General features: G+C 48.2%; 19 protein-coding genes and 1 tRNA gene. 11 read left to right on the top strand and 9 right to left on the bottom strand.

Features of this window, described 5'->3' with window-relative positions:
- Window positions 1-35 precede the first annotated feature (35 nt).
- A complete protein-coding gene (locus ACR64Q_RS02625; protein ID WP_313733505.1) occupies window positions 36-3,032 on the top strand; it encodes a FimV/HubP family polar landmark protein in 2,997 nt (998 codons plus the stop codon).
- A 316-nt stretch (window positions 3,033-3,348) separates the two neighbouring features.
- Window positions 3,349-4,851, top strand: a complete 1,503-nt coding sequence (locus ACR64Q_RS02620; RefSeq protein WP_313733504.1) for a B12-binding domain-containing radical SAM protein — start codon at window positions 3,349-3,351, stop codon at window positions 4,849-4,851.
- Between the two features lie 36 nt (window positions 4,852-4,887).
- Here the strand turns inward: ACR64Q_RS02620 and ACR64Q_RS02615 are convergent, their stop codons facing one another.
- Together ACR64Q_RS02615 and ACR64Q_RS02610 are read right to left on the bottom strand one after the other, a co-directional pair.
- Entirely contained in the window at window positions 4,888-5,745 is an 858-nt protein-coding gene (locus tag ACR64Q_RS02615) for an SDR family oxidoreductase (protein ID WP_313733503.1), read from the bottom strand.
- Between the two features lie 310 nt (window positions 5,746-6,055).
- Window positions 6,056-6,562, bottom strand: a complete 507-nt coding sequence (locus ACR64Q_RS02610) for a hypothetical protein (protein ID WP_020483224.1) — start codon at window positions 6,560-6,562, stop codon at window positions 6,056-6,058.
- Window positions 6,563-7,382: 820 nt separating this feature from the next.
- Between ACR64Q_RS02610 and ACR64Q_RS02605 the strand changes: the two genes are divergently transcribed.
- Window positions 7,383-7,790 (top strand): DUF5681 domain-containing protein, encoded by a 408-nt coding sequence (locus tag ACR64Q_RS02605; protein WP_036276215.1) that lies wholly within the window; start codon window positions 7,383-7,385, stop codon window positions 7,788-7,790.
- Window positions 7,787-8,272 carry a hypothetical protein gene (locus ACR64Q_RS02600; protein WP_313733502.1) on the top strand — a complete coding sequence of 162 codons (486 nt, stop codon included), beginning with the start codon at window positions 7,787-7,789 and terminating at the stop codon, window positions 8,270-8,272. The genes ACR64Q_RS02605 and ACR64Q_RS02600 overlap by 4 nt, the downstream gene beginning before the upstream one ends.
- Before the next feature lie 49 nt (window positions 8,273-8,321).
- Here the strand turns inward: ACR64Q_RS02600 and ACR64Q_RS02595 are convergent, their stop codons facing one another.
- Window positions 8,322-8,792 carry an SHOCT domain-containing protein gene (locus ACR64Q_RS02595; protein WP_313733501.1) on the bottom strand — a complete coding sequence of 157 codons (471 nt, stop codon included), beginning with the start codon at window positions 8,790-8,792 and terminating at the stop codon, window positions 8,322-8,324.
- Window positions 8,793-9,264: 472 nt separating this feature from the next.
- On the opposite strand from ACR64Q_RS02595, the gene ACR64Q_RS02590 reads away from it, so the two are divergent.
- The 6 genes from ACR64Q_RS02590 to ACR64Q_RS02565 all read left to right on the top strand — a co-directional run bounded on the left by ACR64Q_RS02590 (window position 9,265) and on the right by ACR64Q_RS02565 (window position 13,806).
- On the top strand, window positions 9,265-10,380 hold the full coding sequence (locus tag ACR64Q_RS02590) for a tyrosine-type recombinase/integrase (protein WP_313733500.1): 1,116 nt from the start codon (window positions 9,265-9,267) through the stop codon (window positions 10,378-10,380).
- The gene (locus tag ACR64Q_RS02585) at window positions 10,380-11,345 is read left to right on the top strand and encodes a hypothetical protein (protein ID WP_313733499.1); all 966 of its coding nucleotides are present in this window, start codon (window positions 10,380-10,382) and stop codon (window positions 11,343-11,345) included. Before ACR64Q_RS02590 ends, ACR64Q_RS02585 begins: the two co-directional genes overlap by 1 nt.
- 341 nt (window positions 11,346-11,686) lie before the next feature.
- Complete coding sequence (locus ACR64Q_RS02580; RefSeq protein WP_313733498.1) at window positions 11,687-12,022, top strand: hypothetical protein; 336 nt, start codon at window positions 11,687-11,689, stop codon at window positions 12,020-12,022.
- 149 nt (window positions 12,023-12,171) lie between these two features.
- On the top strand, window positions 12,172-12,639 hold the full coding sequence (locus ACR64Q_RS02575) for a hypothetical protein (RefSeq protein WP_313733497.1): 468 nt from the start codon (window positions 12,172-12,174) through the stop codon (window positions 12,637-12,639).
- A 271-nt stretch (window positions 12,640-12,910) separates the two neighbouring features.
- Complete coding sequence (locus tag ACR64Q_RS02570; RefSeq protein ID WP_313733496.1) at window positions 12,911-13,318, top strand: DUF5681 domain-containing protein; 408 nt, start codon at window positions 12,911-12,913, stop codon at window positions 13,316-13,318.
- Complete coding sequence (locus ACR64Q_RS02565; RefSeq protein WP_313733494.1) at window positions 13,315-13,806, top strand: hypothetical protein; 492 nt, start codon at window positions 13,315-13,317, stop codon at window positions 13,804-13,806. The genes ACR64Q_RS02570 and ACR64Q_RS02565 overlap by 4 nt, the downstream gene beginning before the upstream one ends.
- A gap of 187 nt (window positions 13,807-13,993) precedes the next feature.
- On the opposite strand, the gene ACR64Q_RS02560 is transcribed toward ACR64Q_RS02565, so the two are convergent.
- The 6 genes from ACR64Q_RS02560 to flgA form a co-directional block, all read right to left on the bottom strand.
- Window positions 13,994-14,749, bottom strand: a complete 756-nt coding sequence (locus ACR64Q_RS02560; RefSeq protein ID WP_313733493.1) for an Lcl domain-containing protein — start codon at window positions 14,747-14,749, stop codon at window positions 13,994-13,996.
- 160 nt (window positions 14,750-14,909) lie between these two features.
- A tRNA-Arg gene (locus tag ACR64Q_RS02555) sits at window positions 14,910-14,986 on the bottom strand.
- A 31-nt stretch (window positions 14,987-15,017) separates the two neighbouring features.
- Entirely contained in the window at window positions 15,018-15,797 is a 780-nt protein-coding gene (locus tag ACR64Q_RS02550) for a flagellar brake protein (protein WP_313733492.1), read from the bottom strand.
- A gap of 33 nt (window positions 15,798-15,830) precedes the next feature.
- The gene (locus tag ACR64Q_RS02545; protein WP_313733491.1) at window positions 15,831-16,325 is read right to left on the bottom strand and encodes a flagella synthesis protein FlgN; all 495 of its coding nucleotides are present in this window, start codon (window positions 16,323-16,325) and stop codon (window positions 15,831-15,833) included.
- Window positions 16,326-16,329: 4 nt separating this feature from the next.
- Window positions 16,330-16,635, bottom strand: a complete 306-nt coding sequence (gene flgM, locus ACR64Q_RS02540) for a flagellar biosynthesis anti-sigma factor FlgM (RefSeq protein WP_026603427.1) — start codon at window positions 16,633-16,635, stop codon at window positions 16,330-16,332.
- A gap of 69 nt (window positions 16,636-16,704) precedes the next feature.
- Window positions 16,705-17,394, bottom strand: coding sequence for a flagellar basal body P-ring formation chaperone FlgA (gene flgA / locus ACR64Q_RS02535; protein WP_313733490.1), 690 nt, complete (start codon window positions 17,392-17,394; stop codon window positions 16,705-16,707).
- 117 nt (window positions 17,395-17,511) lie between these two features.
- Between flgA and ACR64Q_RS02530 the strand changes: the two genes are divergently transcribed.
- The gene (locus tag ACR64Q_RS02530) at window positions 17,512-18,444 is read left to right on the top strand and encodes a chemotaxis protein CheV (protein ID WP_020483236.1); all 933 of its coding nucleotides are present in this window, start codon (window positions 17,512-17,514) and stop codon (window positions 18,442-18,444) included.
- Window positions 18,445-18,478 lie beyond the last annotated feature (34 nt).

The following is an 18,478-nucleotide window of genomic DNA, read 5'->3' as shown; positions in this document are numbered from 1 at the left end:
TAAGTACCGAGGTATTACAAGTGAAGGAAAGCAATGTGAGCAATTTAACTAAAGCCTTAGCGGTTGTATCGTTACTGGCACCAGTCAGTGCCCAACCCTTAGGTATCGGCGAAATTGAATTACATTCTGCCCTTAACCAAAAACTCAATGCCGAAATCAGACTGAGCGTCGCGCCGGGGGAAAACCCGGCCGATGTCACAGTGAAATTGGCCCCACCGGAAAAGTTCGACCAAGCCGGCGTGGTATGGAATTATTTCCTATCCAAAATCAAGCTAGAACCGGTAGTCCAAGCAAACGGCTCCATCATCGTAAAAGTATCCTCTCGGGAAGCATTGACGGAGCCGTTTCTGGATTTCCTGTTGGAAGTGACGTGGCCGCAAGGCAGCATGATGCGCGAGTTCACATTGCTCATCGACCCGCCGACGGCTTATAACCAGCCGGTAATGCCTGTCGCGGAAACTAGCGGTTACAGCGCCGAACCCATTGAGCCATTAGAGCGCCCGGTAAGAAAACCTCGAACCGCACCAAAAAGAGCGGTACGTGCAGCCCCTACCGACGACATTACCCCACAAACGCCCACCAGCGGCGAATTCGGCCCGATCCAAAAATCGGACACCTTGTGGAGTATCGCCACCCAAGTGGGTCAGGAAAAAAACATTCCTACCCAGAAAATGCTGACCGCTTTGTACAGAGCCAATCCGGACGCATTTAACAACGGCAATATCAATTCCTTGAAAGAAGGCGCCACGTTAAAGATTCCTGAGCCGGATGCGATTATGAATCCGGCGCAAAGACAAGCGCAAAATGAGCGAAAAGCCACCAGTAAACAGGTCAAGCCGGAAACCGCTCAAGCCGAAACGACCAAGAAAGCGCTTGAATTGGTAGCACCCACCGAAGCCAAGGCCGCCGGAACCGGTTCGACAAAAACCGAACAAGCCGCGGCTGCCGCAGCTAACCCAGCTTTAAATAGCACTGCTGATCAAGCCAGCGATGGGAAAGATTTGGAGCTACAAGCTCGCATCGAAAAACTGGAACAACAACTGGGAATGATGCAGCAATTGCTGGCCTTAAAAGATCAGCAACTGGCCACTTTACAAAATAACAAACCAGCACAGGCCGAGCCTAGCCCGCAGCCTGCGCAACCAACGCCTCAGCCGCCCGTCGTCAGCCCCGAGCCTCCAACGCCGGCCGTAACGCCCACGCCGCAACCACCGGTTTCCGAACCTGCCGTGGTGGCACCACCGACGCCCAAGCCTATTGTTCCACCCGCGCCTAAGGTTACCCCACCGCCACCTCCACCGGTTGTTGCGGAAGACGAAGGCTTATTTGGCTCGGACGCTTATTACTGGGTTGCCGGCACCTTAGGCACTGGCATTTTTGGCTTACTGGGCTGGTTACTATGGCGCAAACGTAAAATTGACGAGCGCACCAACACCGAAAGCATGTTCGCTTCGGCCAGCCAAATTCGGCTGCCCGACTCGGAAAGTAGCCTTTCCGTACCGATTATGGACATCAGCAGTACCGACGAATACGACGTCGGCACTGTAGGCGAAAGTTCGTTTATCAGCGACTTTACCCCTAGCGATTTCGATGCCTTCGACACCGATCAAAATGAAGTTGATCCGATCTCGGAAGCCGACGTTTACTTGGCATATGGCCGCTACCAACAAGCCGAAGAACTGATCCGTCATGCGATAAGTGAACAACCTAACCGCGACGAATGCAAACTGAAATTACTGGAAATCTATTACGCCAGTGAAAACAAAGATAGTTTTGCCAGTTATGCGCAAGAACTAGCCGATGCCGGCAAACAGGCAGATAAGCCATTCTGGAAAAAAGTCACGGACATGGCTAAAGAAATTGTCCCTGATTTAGCCTTGTTTGGCGGCAGTTTTGCCGCTACCACCGCCCCTACGAGCAAAAGCGATACTAGCGTCGGCGTGGCGACCTCCACGGCGGCCGATACGGAAATTATCGATTTAGATAAAAGCTTTGCGTTGCTCGAAGACGACTTGTCGGATCTGGATATCGATAAGGATTTAGCGCTGGAGGATAACGGACTGGATTTTGATCTGGGAAGTTTCGGCGGTAGCGCCAAATCGTCGGACCAAAGCAAACAAGCCGATGTAAATATCGAAAGTATCGATTTCGATCAGCCATCTGCTTCCAAATCTGCTGCTGATACTACCGAAACCACTGAAAGTATCGCAGTTTCTGGCAACGACGACATAGAATCGTTCGACTTCGACTTTGCGTTAGATACTGACTCGGAAAAAGTTGAAGCGGATTCAGCAGCCTTGGAACTGGAATCTCTGGATTTCGCCAATTTTGCAGAAACAGGTGCAGATACTGCCTCCAGACCGGCTGACAGCACCGAGGAATCTCCTAATGCTCCGGACGCTTTGGAAAGTTTCGATTTTAACTTCGACATTGACAATGCCGACTCCGCAGCGACAGCCGATAAAACCAACACGGATGCAGCAAAGTCCGAGATACCAACCGATTTAGAGTCATTCGACTTTAGCGATTTCGATGACATAAAAAAGACCACTTCAGACCTGGCTGATACCAGCAAAGAAGCGTTAGCGGACGCAGACAGTTTCGATTTCGACTTCGACAGCATCACCTCCAAAGCACAAGCTGACGATAGCCTAAGCATCGAACCGGAGCTGAATTTAGAATCGCAGTTGAAGCTGGAAACATTCGATTTTTCCGATTTTGACAATATCACGCCTAAACCAGCGCAATCCTCCGACAAAGCTTTGGAAACGCCAGCGCAATCAGGCGGCGAGTTTGATTTTAACTTCGACTTCGACACGCCAATAATCAGTACCACTGACAACAACGAGTTTGAGTTGGGAGTTTCTGATTTGACCGATATGGACGAATTCGAAACCAAAATCGATTTGGCGAAAGCTTATATCGACATGGGCGATACAGAAGCTGCAAAATTGATAGCCGAAGATGTATTGTCCAAAGGCTCAAAACAACAACAGCAAGCCGCACAGGCTTTACTTGACGAACTTAAATAAGCATCGATTGCAGCCGATTTCTCTGAATTGCTAGATCCCGCTTTTTGGAAAAAATCGGTCGCCGTTCAGTTAATTCATAGGCCGATTAGCACAAGCGTTTTATCCCCCACCCAGCACTGGCCTAATCAGAATCGGCAACATAATTCACTCAGCCAAGCTGATACGGCCCAGCATTTTCAGCGCAAAGCCACTTTCTAAATAGTTTGCAGTGTCGCGTAACCTGCACTTACCAACCTGCCTAGAGCTGTTTCCGACACCAAAATTGGTGCTATGCTGGCGCATTAAACCAATCAAGACGCAATCCGCCTCATCAGATATGCCCAGCATCGTTATCACCACTCTCAACGCCCGATATATTCACACTGCTTTTGGCTTACGCTATCTCTACGCCAACATGGGCACGTTACAAACCGACACGGCCTTATTAGAATTCGGCATCCAGCAGCGGCCAATCGAAATTGTCGAAAAACTACTGCAACAACAAGCGCGGATCATCGGCCTTGGCGTTTATATCTGGAACGTGGCGGAAATTAGCGCAGTGGTGGCCATCCTGAAACAAGTCGCACCGGACATTATCATCGTACTTGGCGGACCGGAAGTCAGTCATCCACCGGATTTACCGAGCGTTGCCGAATTGGCGGACTATATCGTCACCGGCAACGGCGAAATAAGTTTTCCGAAATTATGCCGGCAGCTGTTGTCAGGGCTCAAACCAAAAGAAAAAATCATAGCCGGCGAAATGGCCGCATTGGACAACTTGGCATCGCCATATCCACACTATTCCGACACCGACATTCGTCAAAGAATTATCTACGTGGAAGCCTCGCGAGGCTGTCCATTCAAATGCGAATTTTGCCTGTCATCCCTGGATATTACTGCCAAACCGTTTAATTTAAACGGCTTTTTGCGCGAGATGGCGATTCTGTACCAGCGCGGCGCACGACATTTTAAATTCATAGACCGCACGTTTAATCTAAAAGTAGACAGCAGCGTCGCTATCCTCGAATTTTTTTTGGCACGCCTGAGCGAAGATTTATATTTGCACTTTGAAGTGATTCCGGACAATTTGCCTGAGCGTCTGCAGCAGGCCATCAGCCAGTTCCCACCCGGTGTACTGCAATTTGAAGTGGGCGTACAAACCTTCGATCCTGCCATTCAACAGCTGATCAGCCGCAAACAGAATAACCAAAAGACCGAAGCCAATTTAAGCTGGCTCCGCCGGCATTCCAACGCCCATATCCATGCCGATCTGATCGCCGGTCTGCCTGGCGACACCCTGGCCGGCTTCGGCGCCAGTTTCGACAAATTGTTTGCGCTGCATCCACAAGAAATTCAGGTCGGGATTTTAAAACGCCTGCGCGGCGCGCCAATCAATCGACACACTGACGACTACCAGCTACGTTATGACCCACAGCCGCCCTATGCCATTCTCAGCACCCGCGACATAGGCTTTACCGACTTGCAACGTGTTACACGATTCGCTCGCTTTTGGGATTTGATCGGCAACTCCGGCCGGTTTACCGCGACCTTGCCGCTCATTGTCGCCGAACAACCGTTTACCCGATTTTTACAATTTAGCGATGCGCTATACGCCTTAACAGACAGCACCTGGCAAATTGCTTTGAAGCGCTTATTCGAATTAACCTATTCGGTCATGACCGACACACTGCTTGTACCGCCCGCCGAAGCTATGGCTACATTAGACGAGGACTATCGAAGGAGCGGCGAAAAAAGTCCGCCAGCGTTCTTACAACAAGTCAGGACAGTGAGCGCAACAAAGCGTGGCTTGGCGAATAAGCGGCAAAAGCAATACCTATAAGCTTAAATAGCATGAAGAGCGTTCAAGGTGTTGATCTCAGCCATCCACACCTGGCAGCAGACGTACGGTTGCATAACCGTCCCGATAACTAGGGTACAAAAAGCGGTAACCCAAAGCCTTGAGTCGGGTGTTGCGGCAGCGCTTGTTTTGCGGGGCATCCGGAGCTACTGACAACGGTGAAGGGTGAGAACAAGCAAATTGTGCGGATAACCAACTCATTACATCCCAAAGCGGGGCCGGCTCGTCGTCGGTCGCCAGATAACAAGGCTCTAAGGCTAAACCGGCGAGTTGTTTTTCCAGTAAAAATAGCAAAACCGCCACGCAATCCTCGGAATGAATGCGGTTGGTATAACTGGGCGGTTGTTGCTGGACGCTCTCCCCCCGCTCAGCTCGGCGTATCAACCAATCACGACCCGGCCCGTAAATACCGGAAAAACGCACTACACAATTGCGATCACTCGCAGCCCACAACCGTTTCTCGGCCGATGCCAGCCACCGGCTAGTGGCGCCAACTGGCTCTGCCATACTGGTTTCATCGACCCATTCACCGCGATTCTGTTCGTAAACACTGGTTGAAGATACCATCAACCAACTTGGTGATTTTTCAGCTGCCGTAAAATGCGCCAACAAATTGCTCAGACCGACATCATAGAGGGCCTGATACTCTTCGGCCTGTCGGCTACCGGGAGCCACTATAAATATCACCGCATCAAAATTGCTTGGCAAGGAAACCAATGACGAGGCTGATCTTATATCGGCAATAAAGATAGGAAACGGCGTTGGGATATTAGGGGCGCTGCGCTTCAGCCCGGTTACCTGATGTCCCTGCTGATGCAAACGCAAGGCCACCGGATAGCCAATATCACCACAACCGATCACTAGTATTTTTGCCATAGATTTTACCCTGGAGAATGTGCACACTGCCTATTATGGCCTGCCGCAGCAAGATAAATACTACAAAAATCCGTGTCTCGAACACATGCGTGCTGATTTCACTGTGTTCCCGATTTTTGCGAGAACGAGGAATAGGTATTTTTGGAAGTCCGCCAAAACGACTTTCCTATAGTGGGATGTATTGCCGGATTCGCTCACAGCTTTGTTTAAGCACTTCTGAACAGACCAGCCTGGAATATTCAATAGGCATAAAAAAACCGGGTGGAGTACTAGACTCCAACCGGCCTAAAAGCCCACTGATAGCTTGGGATTAAACGACCTGTTTACGACGACCTATATACAGAAAGCCCATCAATGCACTTGTCATAAACCATACAGAAGCAGGGAGAGGCACGCTAGTGACAGGGTTTTGATTAGCAGCTGCTTTCAGATCAAATCCAAACAGAAAGCTTAAGTTGTTGGTGATCACACCGGGTTTTACAAAGGTCAACAAGAACGTATTAGAAGCGCTCAGCTCGTAATTACCGGCTTCGCTAACCCAGCCGCTTGCTGTCAACAGGCCCAATTTAAAAGGACTAGCAGAAGCAAAGCTGCCTACACCATTAAAAGTGTACACAGGTGCATCAGCAGCCAGATCAGCGGTAGCAGCGAAGATACCGAAGGTGTCACTTGAAGTAAATGGGAATGAACTGGAACCGAAGGAGATAAAATTACTATCGCCGTCAGTAGCTTCCCAAATGATACCTGCTGAGCTTGCAGTCGAAACTGCAAACAGGCAAACAGCAAGCCAAAGTTTTAAAGATAAAAGCATTTTCATGGATTGTTCCCCATTTTCACTTACGTTAACAAACGGCTATCCTTTAGCCACCTTATACTCCGAAGCCGATATCGCATAACAACATCAGCTTTAGCAGAGTTCTGTCTGCCTACAAAGAGTCTTTAACTCTCGTAAGCAGCTATTGCCGAACATTCGTTGATCGCAAGGCAATACTCAAAATGGTTAATCCCTGAAACAGAGATCAAGTTCAATAGATGAATTGATATATTCAAACGACTTTACTGAAACGAAGCTTTTTACAAAGCCATGGCAACTACTTGAATAACCTGGCTACGTAGGGCACATAGGCCCTCCGGCTTTCTCCAGAGACTTACCCATATTTAACGTCATAAACCACTTGACGGGAGCCCCGCTACCCACCACAACTCGTTCCTGACTCTACCGCGCAACGTAATGCGCCACAATCCATTGCTAAGACAGAAACCGCCCTTAAAATCTATGAAGAGTCGTGCATCTGTCGGACAAATCGGTTGTTCAAGACTAAAAACTGCAATAGGAAATTGGATATGCGGAGATTCTACAGCCGGCAACTTAATCCTTTATTAACAAAAGATTAAGTTTAGATTAAAGCCTTCCCGACATTAAATTCATATACCATTGATTAACACAAACTCAACGCCGCAGACGCCGGCTCCGTTTGCGGAGACCAGGGCTCGAGGGTAAGAAATATTCCAAAAATACATCACCTTGTTTATACAAGGTTCGCACATACATTCACAGGTAGGCGAAGCTAGCGTACCCCATTTTGGGACACACCTACATTAACCATAGATAGTGAAAAAAACAGAGGTCAAACAATATGCCGACTCCGAAATTTAAACCCGGTCAATCTGGGAATCCAAACGGTAGGCCCAAGAACAAAACCCCGGCGACATTGCTTAGAAAGTCGATAACCGAGGATATGCCGGAAATTGTTAAAACCTTGGTCGGGTTAGCCAAGGGCGGCGATGTGCAAGCGGCGAAGGTGTTGATTGATCGAGTCTGCCCACCACTTAGGCCGCAAGCCTTGCCGGTCAATATCGAAACCGGCGCAACTTTACCGGAAACCGGCGGCAATGTCGTTAATGCCACGTTAAACGGCAGCATTGCCCCTGACATTGGCTCGATGTTAATTAGGGCTTTAGCCGAGCAAGGCAAACTGATTGAATTGCAGGAAATGGCCGACCGCTTACAACGTCTTGAAAAACTGTTGGAGGCCAGAACATGAAGCCAGCACAAGTGAACAAGCTATATGCCAAGCTGACCCCACACGAACAAGCAGCACTCGCCGTTGAAGCTGCTTCAAGGCATGACGAAAGCGCTATAGATGCTATTTTGGCGCATGTTGAGCGTAAGCATTACTTAGCACCTCATACAGAGTACACAAGGCGCATTCACGCATTAACAACGCTGGTCGGGCAATATGGCATTGAGTATTGGAAAATTCGAACTCTGATGTTATTGGCTTGCGACTATGCCGAGCAAGGCAATCAGGAATCCGAAGCCCCGGCCCTGAGGTTCTTGGCTAAGGCGGTAGCGCTTGAGGCGGCAATAGTCGAAGTCTGCAACCTTCTTAAAGTCGATGCGACCGCAATCAAGACAATGGCGGGGTGTCCCGATGATAGCGTTAAACTGGGGGAATTACAGAAAGCAGATGCGGAGCTAGTCAAGCAATATGCCGACATGTTTACAGGACTAATACAGGGATAAGCTGCCGATGTAATAATTTATCAAATGAGCCTAGTAAGACCGGCTATTTTTATTGGTCAGCCAACAGCTTCTTTTTCAGAGTATTAAATTCTGTTTCAGTTATAGCGCCCGAGTCTTTTAAGTCCTTTAGCTTGTTAAGCTCGGTGTAGAGGTCTTTGGATTTCGGGCTTGTCGTTGGCTGCTGATGAATTGTCTGGTCAATTTCTATTCTTTGAGCCGGATTTTTGGCACTATCAAAATCCCCCTTTCGTCCAAAGTTTGATACTTTGCCATCCCGAATAGCTACGTAGTAATCTTGCGGGAAGTTGCCATCGGCAGCAATCACAGTTTTAACCCAACTGTATTGCAAGTACTCAAGACCTTCATTCGCTGCAATTGATTTGGGTGGGCCGAGTATTGATAGAACTTCCTGCTTAGGCATGCCAATTGAAATTTTATTCAGCTGGTCAGCAGTCCCAAAAACCATAGCCATACAGCCGGTTAGTAAGGCAGCTAGAAAGGGAATAATTAGTCTGGACATTACAGGCTCTCAGCCAATAGGTATGAACTAAGTTTAGAACAACCAGCATGAGGCTGAAACTGGCTTTTTATTCCTGGGTGCAACAAAATTGCAACAATGACCGATACAATCAAAACATAAAAATCGTAAGCATTTGATTTATATGGCGTCCCGGAGACGATTCGAACGTCCGACCTGTCCCTTAGGAGTGCGATATATTCCAAAAACCACAAAACGCCGCAACAACAGATAATAATTCAATCAATGACTTATAATAATTTTCAGCTTGCCATTTGTTGTGATTTTTTGCCTATTTTTTTGCTGAATTGGGACAAATATGGGACAAAGTAATATAATCAAAGCCCAGAAACAACGCGGGCCTGAAGGTGTTACCAGCACCAACAAGCCCTAACCGATTCACTTAACGAGCAGGGTTAAGCAATGGCTAGGCACATCATATCAAATGGCCGTTTGCTGCCCCATAGGCGGCAACATGGCACGAATCAAAGAACGCTTAGGCAAAGACGGCAAGCCAAATTACACGGCTGAAATCCGGCTGAAAGGCTTTAAACCTAAGGCAAAGACATTTAAACGCCTGACCGACGCCAAGAAGTGGATTCAAGATAAAGAATCCGACATGCGGAATGGTCGCGACTTCAATACATCAGAAGCAAAAAAGCACACTGTAGCGGAAGTGATAGACCGCTATTTGGCCGATGTTGCACCCAATAAATTCAAGCCCAACGAGTTACGCATACGCGGACCGATTCTCGAATGGTGGAAAACTGAAATAGGCTACCTTCGCCTATCCGACTTAAGCATCACAGATTTTGTGACTTGTCGGGATAAGTTAGTAAACCACGGCGGCAACAAAGGCAGACCGCTAGCAGCGGCAACCGTCAAACGGCACTTTGTCGCAATTGGTCACGTGTTAAAAATATGCCACCTAGAATGGCGCTGGATGGCGAAAAACCCACTCAAGGACGGGATTATAGAAATGCCAGAGCTGCCGCGCGGAATTGTTCGCTTTCTGGATGACGGCGAACTGTCCAGGCTGACAACAGCATGCAAGGAATCACCAAACCCTTTGCTTTATCCAGCGTTCGTGCTGGCAATCTCAACCGGGATGAGGCAAAGCGAAACCATGAACCTATATTGGCGGGAACCGGAAACGACACCGACTGAAACCGCGTGGGGCGTGGTCAATCTGGCGGAATCCTGCATTATCCTTCATGCAACCAAAAACGGCGAACGGCGGCGCGTACCATTGGCTAATCAAGCCTTGGCCGAACTGAACAAACTCGCCAAGGTGAGGCGCTTGGACACACAATTAGTGTTTCCCTCCCCTACGCACCCGCATAAGCCCATCGAGCTTAAAAAAGCCTGGACTAACGCCTTAAAAACCGCAGAGGTTAATAATTTCCGATGGCATGACCTCAGACACTGCACAGCGTCTTATCTGGCAATGGGTGGCGCGTCCTTGGTGGAAATCGCAGCGGTACTAGGCCACAAAACCTTGGACATGGTGAAACGCTACAGCCACCTATCAGACGGCCACATTGCCAACGTGGTTGAGCGCATGAACGCTAAGATTTTCGGGGGCGCGTGATGAATGACATTAACTGGAATGACTGGTTAAGCCGTGAGCAAATTGCCCTTGATGATTGTTTGCTGTTGGCAATAGGCGAGAATCCAAACGCTCCCGATATTAATACTGATTGGTGGGACGGTCTAAGCGGGGATGATTACCGGGAACGGCAAGCGGAAGCCGAGCAATGGATTAAACACAATCAGCTAAAAGCCAGAAAGATAAATAACAACGGCTCGGTTGAATATAAAAACATCAACCCTCTAGCCTTTTTCAATTTGGCAAGGTCGAACGATTGGGATTTGCCGGAATATCTGCATGATTGGCTAGACAATCTCGAAAAGCAGGAATGCGTTACATGGTGCGGTGAAATTCATCCGCTTGAACCGTTAACAGACGAGGATAAGCAACATTACAACAATCGGGCGGCGTGGTCATGGGTTGATGCAATTTATATTTTGCAGGGTTATAAGCCAGCCTACCAATTAAGCACGGAACAGGTGCGCTCACATTTCCCGGATTGGGTTAAATACTTCACTGATTCTTTGCTTTTGGGAACAGTCGGAAGGGAAACAATACAAGCAGGGCAAAGGATTTTTATTGATTCCCCAACCAACTGGCAAGCTTTTTGGCAAAACATCCATAAAAGACCTGAGCCAGAAACCGAAGGGATTGGCGATGTTATCCAGTCCAATCCGAGGAACTGTATCGAAATATCAGGGCTTTTATCTTCACCAAGTCGGCAAGATGATTGGTTTTCTGTGATTGACGACACGACTAAGGTATTACATGACGAGCTGTCGAAAATGCCAAACGAGGCTCAAGTATGGGGGCGAATGGCTACCGAACCACCACAAGGTTACGCAGTAACAAGCGGCAAGGACAAAGGCGAGGATTGTTTGTATATGCCAGGAGCCAAGCTGTTATCTAGGAGTGCGTTTACAAAAAGATGGAAGAGTTACTCATTAGCGCCTAATAAGCCCTGATAACGGATATTAAGCCCCGCCACAGTTTCAACACTTGCTCAAGGAGAACAATTGCCTCAGACCGCAAACGACAACAGTTTGCGGCGATTCACTCAACCTGAATTTATGAGGCAATTTATGACCGCAGTAACACACACCGCCCACCCCGCAAGCCGGTTAATCCCCGTACCCGATTGGAATAAACACCACTCATGGCCGCCAATCGGGGGACTACGTCACTTAATTTTCAACGAAAAAACCAACGGTTTTGCCAGTGCGTTTAAGCGTGTTGGTCGGCGAGTTCTTGTTGACGAGGGTGAATTTTTCCGCATTGTTAACGCACAAAACCAAGGGGGTGTCTAATGGCCGCCCCCAAACTACCCAGAACCGACACCCTGACAGGCCGCGCCCTGATGCGGTTAATGACTGGTCGTAAATTCACCCATCGCGATTACCAAAACGAAACCGCTAGCTATCGGCTTTCAGGCTATATCGAACAGTTACGCAACCGCCACGGTTGGCCAATTGAATCCTCCGAAGAAACCGCACCGACGAAAGACCCCACCGGCAGAAATGCCACCTATGCCCGCTACAGCCTCGACCCTGAGTTTTTAAGGAGTGTAAGGGCTGAAATGGGGGAACGGTTCGATAACTTTATCGAGGCAGTTAAACGGTTCGAAGCGAAGGGGGAAAAATGACCCATGAAAGAATAGCCGACTTGCACGGCAATGCAAAGGCGGCCAATATCAAACAACAGCAAAGCCATTTTAACCCTATAGGTCAGCTTAAACAAAGGTTTGTTAGGCTTTCTAATTGGCTTATTTCGGTTTTGATTTAAGGGTAGGCAATGGCGAAAAATCCGAAACGCTCAACAGATAATCGGAGCTATTCGGCAAAGCCACACCATATTTTTAGACCTAACTTTGCAGCGGGCACACCTTCGCCCGCTGCGGTTTTGAGTCACAAGGCAGCGCATTTGCTCGATAACCTTGCGGCTCAATACAACGGCAAAAATAATGGTGACTTGTCGGCAGCCCCGAAAATCATGGCGCTGTTTGGCTGGAAATCTCGGGGAAGCATCGACGAGGCGCTTACCGAGCTTATAGCTTACGGCTTTGCTGAACAAACACGGCAAGGAGGCCGGAATCAATGCTCGTTATATGCGATTACATGGCAATCAATAGATGATTGTAAGGGCAAGTTAGATGTAAAGCCCACCATCGTTGCGTCGAATCTTTGGAAGCCAGAGAACGCAGAAAAACGAGATAAACGGTTCGTGAAGAAGTGGGAAGCCATGCGGAAAAAATCAAAATGAGTTCCCGGTATGAGGACAAGCGTTCCCGGTATTCGGACAAGGTTTTTTATGACTTGTCCTTATAGCGGGAACAGCCCCCAAAACTTCCCGGTATTAGGACAAGTCAGGGGTATTTTTACCCTACCTCTTCCCGGTATTAGGACACCTTTATAATTTACCAAGGGGGTTAGATGTTTTCTTTGATTGGATTACAGGCAGCAAACCCGCAATAGCAGCTCGGCGGCCAAAATCGGAAAACATAAACCCTTGAAACATGCAGAGATAGAACACTATGCCAACGCCAAAATTTAAACCCGGTCAATCTGGCAATCCAGCAGGGAGACCGAAAGACAAAACCCCTGCGACATTGCTAAGGAAAGCAATTGCAGATGATATGCCGGAAATAGTTAAAACCTTGGTCGGGTTAGCCAAGGGCGGCGATGTACAGGCGGCCAAAGTCTTACTGGATAGAATCTGCCCGCCACTTAGGCCGCAAGCCTTGCCGGTCAATATCGAAACCGGGGCAACTTTGCCAGAAACCGGCGGCAATGTGGTTAATGCAACGCTTAACGGCAGCATTGCCCCTGACATTGGCTCGATGTTAATTAGGGCTTTAGCCGAGCAAGGCAAATTAATTGAATTGCAAGAAATGGCCGACCGCTTGCAGCGTCTTGAAAAACTATTGGAGTCCAGAACATGAAACCCGCCCAAGTGAATAAACTTTATGCCAAGCTGAAACCATACGAACAAGCGGCGCTAGTGGTTGAAGCGGCGGCAAGGCATGACGAAAGCGCTATAGATGATATTTTGGCGCATGTTGAGCTTAGGCATTACTTAGCGCCTCATGCAGATTATACGAGGCAAATTCACGCCCTAACAACGCTGGTGGGGCAATATGCTTGTGAATACTGGCGTATCAGAACCCTAATGCTTTTGGCCTGCGAATACGTCGACCAAGGCAATCAGCAAGCAGATAATACGGCCTTACGGTTCTTGGCTAAATGCGTGGCGCTGGAGTCGGCGATTGTTGAAGTCTGCAAACTGGCTAAAGTCGATATAAAAGCAATCAAGACGATGGCGGGATGTCCCTGCGACGATGTTAAGCCTGAAGCATTGCAAAAAGCGGATGCTGAACTAGTCAGGCAATATACTGACATGTTTGCGGGCTTGCTAGGTTTAAATAATTGATTTTTATCAAGATTTATCAAAGCCGGTAGCCTTCACGGGTTATCGGCATTTTTGTGGCCTAAAAAAACCGGACGTCCTTATCCTAGGGCATCCGGTTTTGATTGCATCCTTACTATTTATTTTTGTTAACGAGCGAACATACTCTAAAACTATTCGACAAAAGGCACAAGGTTACTGAATAAATGGGCTATTGGTCTTTCTGCTTTGCTCGTCCGGTGAATGTCAGCAAGCCTAAGCCGCAGGCAAATAGCCAGATTGCAGCGGGTAATGGCACAGCGGCAACATCGCCGGGACGAACGGCCCATGCATAGAAATTGTAGCCCTTATATGTGCTACCTTGACCACCATCCCCAAAAGCAAATACCCAAGCATAGCTAGAGCCAGTCGAGTAATCAGCGCCTGACCAGTAAGTGAAGGATTGCAGATTTTTCACAAGACCAACGTTGTTTTGTCCGTCATAACTATTGTTATTTACACCATTTGTGGTCCCATTGCCGAAGATACCAAAATTAGATTGGATTACGCCAGTGGTACTGTAATAACCAGTTAACCCAAGATTGACGCTGTACATGTAGGCTAGCTCGGAACGTGGACTAGTGATGTTATAGCCCACGTCTGCAGTACCGCTATTTGACGAAGTGTAGATGAATCGACTGCCATTAATCGGTGTATTAGTCGCTAAGCGCCAGTCATCATATCCATCGTAAACTAGATTAGCAGCCCAAGTCATTGCAGTGGCCCAATCCATTTTCCCTGTACCGTCCGCTCCACCATACCCTGATGTGCGAGCATAGTTGGCGTCTTGCAACCATGTAACGTTCAAAACGTCGTCATAAATCAAACCGCCGCCACGGTCATATAACGAAGCCTGAGCACCTGAGCCAACCATTAGCCCCAACATTAAGAACATGGCCGGGAAGATGCCGTTGTTTTGTTTATTCATGCTGAGATTCCTTGTATTTGATAGAGCTTTTTTGACTTCTACCTATAGGAGCTAACGACGCTTTACAGCAATAACACGGATATTTTTTTCCCGAATGGGACAGAATTGGGACATTTTAAAAAAATACCGAACTGATAAAGAGGTAATTGATTGATTTTTATGGCGTCCCGGAGACGATTCGAACGTCCGACCTGTCCCTTAGGAGGGGACCGCTCTATCCTGCTGAGCTACCGGGACCTGGGTTGCAATTTTATCACAGGGCAAAAGGCTAAGCTTTCTGTTTTCTAATCTCTACGCGTTCAAGCGAAGTGATGAAATAGGACAGCTTGGATTGGCTTTTTGAAGACAGGTTTTCGAATAGTCCGCCGATTTGCACTTTGGCTGATGCCGCCGACACCGGCTTTACAAAACGCACGGACAAATCAAAATCCATTACGTAATCTTCAAAGGTAATTTGACAGTTTTTGACGGTATCGCCGCGCTGAACCCTTGCTCTGTTGACGGGAACGGTAATACCTGCGCCGCCTCTGGATAAATCGAACAGACTACCTCCGACCGAAATACCCGTACGCTGCACAACCCCGGAAAACGGAATATCGATACTGCTTATTTCCAGACGCGGGGTGCGCCGCCGCTGGGGATAAAACACGCGATCAGGCAACGGCGCTTTATAGTAATTGATTCCTCGTGAATGACCGACTTCGATTCCAGTCAGATTAAACGATAAATGGATGCCTTTGTGAAAGGTAGACAGTTTCAACGAACGACTAAGCAACAAAAAATCGTTACCGTGCTTGGGCATCAGTTCGTCGAGAATAATGACTTTCTTATCCAATTTGACCGCGAGTATCGAGGAGCTAAAGTCCTCCCCCTCCACCTGAACAGTACATAGCGGCGAACTATTTTCAATTTCACCCAGCAACTTGGCAACCTTGTCGGGATCGGTAATAAAGTTGGGGTTCTCAAAACTCAATAGCTCGTCATCGTCATCGTGAGCGGGCTCCGTCGGCAACGGTTTTGAAAATAAATGCTTGAGTTTTCGCAGCATAAGAGCGACCTGTCTGGTTATTCGTCGCTCAGTCTACACCGAAATTAATGTATGCGAAAACAGCTCGTTGCGGGTAACGCCATCGGGCCCGTAGGTAGCGGCTAACGGCGACTTACCTCTTAAGATTTGCAGCGATCTTTGCGTATGTCGACTCAATAACGCGATGCTGGCACCGTTTTGTTCGTTGATTGTGCGACAGGTTTGGGAGAGTCTAACGATGTGATTCCAATAGTTCCAAGATTCAGAAATATTGATACCGGCGGCTTTGGCTTTGACCAGATAGGCTTTGATGCCATCGTTACTCACCACCAATTGCTCGGTGGCGAGCACTTGCCCCAATTGCTTAGTAAATTGCTCGAGTTGGGCAACCAGATCTTTTTTGTGGGTAGCGAGTGCGGAAATCGCATCCGCATCGGTTTTTTGTTTCAGGCTAGCGGCTTCGGCGTTTAGCAGCTCGAGCAAACTTTGCGTCGCTTTTAAACCGTTATTTAGTAGTTTCTCGGTGATTTGGTAAGTTTTCTCTATCATGACGTCATGTGCTATTGGTTAGTTGACCTTCAAATTGCAACATTTTCTCGGCAACGCGCTCGGCGTTAACTTGATAGCTGCCATCCTGCACAGCGGCTTTTATGGCCGCCACACGGTCTTCGTTCACCACGGGGGCGGCAGCGCTTGAAGCGGTTGCCGATTTAATGTCCAAAGCGGTCGTGGTGATGTTGACTGTGTCCGTGGAGGCGCCGCTGACGGGCTTCTCTTTAAATTCGGCCGAGTCCTTAACCGCTGATTTTGCCGGTAGCGGTGTGCTAACAGATTTGCTGGTGATAGGGTCGATAGCCATGACGGAATTCCTAAATTAGTTTTATCTGTAGCATTTAGCGGCATCATCATAAATTCCTTTAATGCTTTATCAAAAATAAACCGACACCTGACCGGAATCGACCACGGTAGCCTGGATTACGCGTTGCGAAGACAGGTTTTTCACATTGATTTTCTGACCTTTGGCTCCATCCGCCATCGCCGTGCCAACCGCGCTAATCAGCACTCCGGCCTTGCCTGATTGAATATTTACCCGCTCGCCGCGCTTCACCAATGTCAACTCGGTAACGTGCTGCTTGCTTAACACACTGCCGGCGGGAATGTTGCGTACCGCCTGCTTATCGACGACGTCATCCAGCTCGGTCAGATAGCCCTGCTGCAACAAGCCGATATCGCGGGTTTCCGCAGTCAAATATTCGGCACGAATCACATCGCTGCGCTGTAATGATCGATTCAGGACCAATACGTCTTTAAACGACCTTACCGACACCATGCTGTAAATCGTCCAACCTCTTTCGCCCTGGCAACGCACTCCCACCGTATTCCTGCCCGGTTTTATCTCGCCGGATTGGACAAATACTTGCAATGGTTGTTCGCACTGCGGCAATTGCAAACGCGGGTCGATTTGCGCGCCGCCTATTTCGTACTTGCCACCAGGAGCAAGGCTGTTACTGATGTATTGGTTAACCGCATCCTGGATTAACGGCACCGATTGCATCGGCCCCGCTAACGCTGTTTCGCAGACCAACAGCCAAATCACTCTCAAGTTTTTGCTCTTCATTGCAGTCGCCATTTTTTTGACTTTTGCAAGGATAAAGCACGAAACATACCAGTAATTTTATAAAGTAAAAAAAAGCAAAGTGTCTATAATTGCAAGCAGTATATTTCAGGGGGTTTTATGGCCGGAGTCTTAGACGGAGTCGATCAGCGCACCAAACTGGCGGGGCACAACAGATTCGAACTTTTGTTGTTTAAACTTGTTAGTAAACAACGATTTGGGATTAATGTTTTCAAAGTTCAGGAAGTGATTCAATGCCCGCCCTTAACGCAAATTCCCAATTCACATTCTGTGATTTGCGGCGTTGCTCACCTGCGCGGCAAAACCATTCCCGTACTCGATTTGTCGATGGCTATCGGCATGAGACCCTTGGTGCGCGACGCCGGCTGCTACGTCATCGTGACCGAATACAACCGTTCCATTCAAGGCTTTCTGGTCGGTTCGGTAGACCGGATCATCAATATCGGCTGGGAACAAGTAAAAGCCCCACCTACCGGCACCGGTAAAGAAAGCTACCTAACCGCAGTAACTGAAATAGACGGTGAGCTGATAGAAGTGATTGACGTCGAAAAAGTCATGAAAGAAGTCATCGGCGGCCGCGAAGAAGCTTCTGCAGAAATCATCGACATGGAAGTAACCAGCAAAAACGATCACATACTGGTGGTGGACGATTCATCGGTGGCCAGAAACCAAGTTAAACGGGTCTGCCAGCAAATTGGCATCGAATGTACACTGCTAAAAGACGGCCAAGAAGCCTGGGATCATTTAAACGCACTGGTGGCCGACGGCATCGATATTCAGGACAAATACTCGATGATCATTTCCGATGTGGAAATGCCGCGCATGGACGGCTATACCCTAGCCACCAAAATCAAGGCCGACCCCAACATGAAAAAAATCTATTTGATTTTGCATACTTCATTAAGCGGCGTGTTTAACACATCGATGGTCCAAAAAGTCGGTGCCAACGAATTTCTGGCCAAATTTGATCCCGACTCGTTGATGAATTCCATCCAGCACCAGCTCAAACTTTATCATGCAGCCCATTCCTGACCGATACTCAAGGCGCCGTCCACCCGCAAAATTC

The organism is Methylomonas sp. 2F7, assembly GCF_057126975.1.
Note: the sequence above shows the minus strand (reverse complement) of the source record. Positions and strands in the feature narration are given on the sequence as shown.